General features: G+C 34.9%; 2 protein-coding genes. One reads left to right on the plus strand and one right to left on the minus strand.

The window, feature by feature from the left end:
• Positions 1–152: 152 nt before the first annotated feature.
• Positions 153–926: a hypothetical protein gene (locus E1171_RS01625; RefSeq protein WP_155203427.1), complete on the minus strand. Its 774-nt coding sequence runs from the start codon at positions 924–926 to the stop codon at positions 153–155.
• A gap of 202 nt (positions 927–1,128) precedes the next feature.
• Between E1171_RS01625 and E1171_RS01630 the strand changes: the two genes are divergently transcribed.
• A partial coding sequence (locus tag E1171_RS01630; protein ID WP_155203429.1) for a porin family protein occupies positions 1,129–1,613 on the plus strand: 485 nt, incomplete at its 3' end.

Here is a 1,613-nt window from a genome sequence, read left to right on the forward strand (position 1 = left end):
CATTCCTCCATAAGAAGAACATATGAACGGATTTTCTTATCATGGACCATCATTTAGGTTAAGTGGCTATGAAGAAAGTTAAAACCAGTAAATAAAGAATCCCAAAAAAGGGCTCAATACCCCTGGTAATCCTTTAGTTTATTAACAAAATTTTATTTTGGATAGCCTAAAGTGTACGTTATGGTCAGTGGTCCTTTTTTTGTTTTTCCAGATTCCCACTTGTAGGCTTCTCCTTTTTCTAAATTTTCGGTCAATTGATGGATTTCGTCAAAAGTATAAGTCCTCAATACAGAAATTACCCCATCCCACCACACGAATAATGGGACAAGTGGAATTAAATAGGTGAAAATCATCCTTCCTATCTTAAAAGGTCTTATAAAGGGGGCTGTTAACAATACACTTATAGGGGAAAATAATGCTTTTATAAAATGGCTCAAATCCCTTTGCTGAATTTCAAAAATGGCAATAGGTGCCTGGCTATTGACCGCATTTTGCAACAAATGCCTGGCATCCTTGGGTTTAAAATGATGAAAAGACAAGAATTGTGTTCGTAAGCCCTTGATTTCTTTGGGAACATCCAAAGCGTTGAGAGATTCAGAATAATAATCAAACACCTCATTATCGTATCCTTTCATCGACTTGAAAGCCTCCAAATTGGGATAAAAGTCGGAAAGCGTTACCCTAAGGCCAGGAACTTTCTTTTTTAAATGACCTCCTAGCGTTTTCCATCCTCCTCCCCCTCCAGATGCTAAATCCAGAATGTGGAGAGTTTCTCCTTTCTCTAATCCTTTTTTAAGTATGGGAACAATGCCAGGGTAGATGTCGAAAAAATTGGCCATAAATTGTAAAAAATCCGTGCCGTAATTTCTTAAGAAGGAGGGAAACCAGCTTAAATCTTCAAATTCAAATAGGTGGATTCTTTTCATACAATTTGTTCTGAAAGGTTTCTTTTGCCCTTAGTATACTTTTGGGTTTTTCAATTTAATTCGTTTTAAAAGGATTTCATGCTTTTAAATTAATTTAAATAAAATGATTTTAAATTTTTACTGATAATCAGTACTTTATGAATGATGTTGGTCTGCGTTTGAAAGGTTAAATGATTGTTTCGAAGCCCTATAAACTACAAAAATGCCCTCCTTTATACCTTTAAGAACTCTTCTAATTTTGCTGTTTACTGGTTTATCTCATTTCAGTTTAGCTCAAAAAAATAGTATAGGACTGCAGTTTGCCTATGATTATCAAGAAAGGCACTATGGTGATGTTTTAATTGAGGATTTATTGGTAAAACCTTACCTCTATAATGATGCCCAATTTGGAATTGGAGTGTTCTCCCAACAGCAGGTTAGTGATCGAATTGGATTAAGGATTGAAATCAATTATTTCCCTACCCGTTTTTTTTACATGGTTAAGAAGCCTAATGCCCCTTCCGATTATCTTATTGGAATGGAATTTAAAAACCTGGAGGTGCCATTTACTTTAAATTATGCCTTTATTAATAAAAACTGGTGGCAAATATCTGTTTTTGGAGGGTTAGGATTTATCATAAATTCAAGTTCCAAACAATTTCAAGGCCCAAGGATAAATCCCCCTTTAACCTCCAGTTCAGGAAAAAT

This window comes from Xanthovirga aplysinae, assembly GCF_009711365.1.
Classification (GTDB): Bacteria; Bacteroidota; Bacteroidia; order Cytophagales; family Cyclobacteriaceae; genus Xanthovirga; species Xanthovirga aplysinae.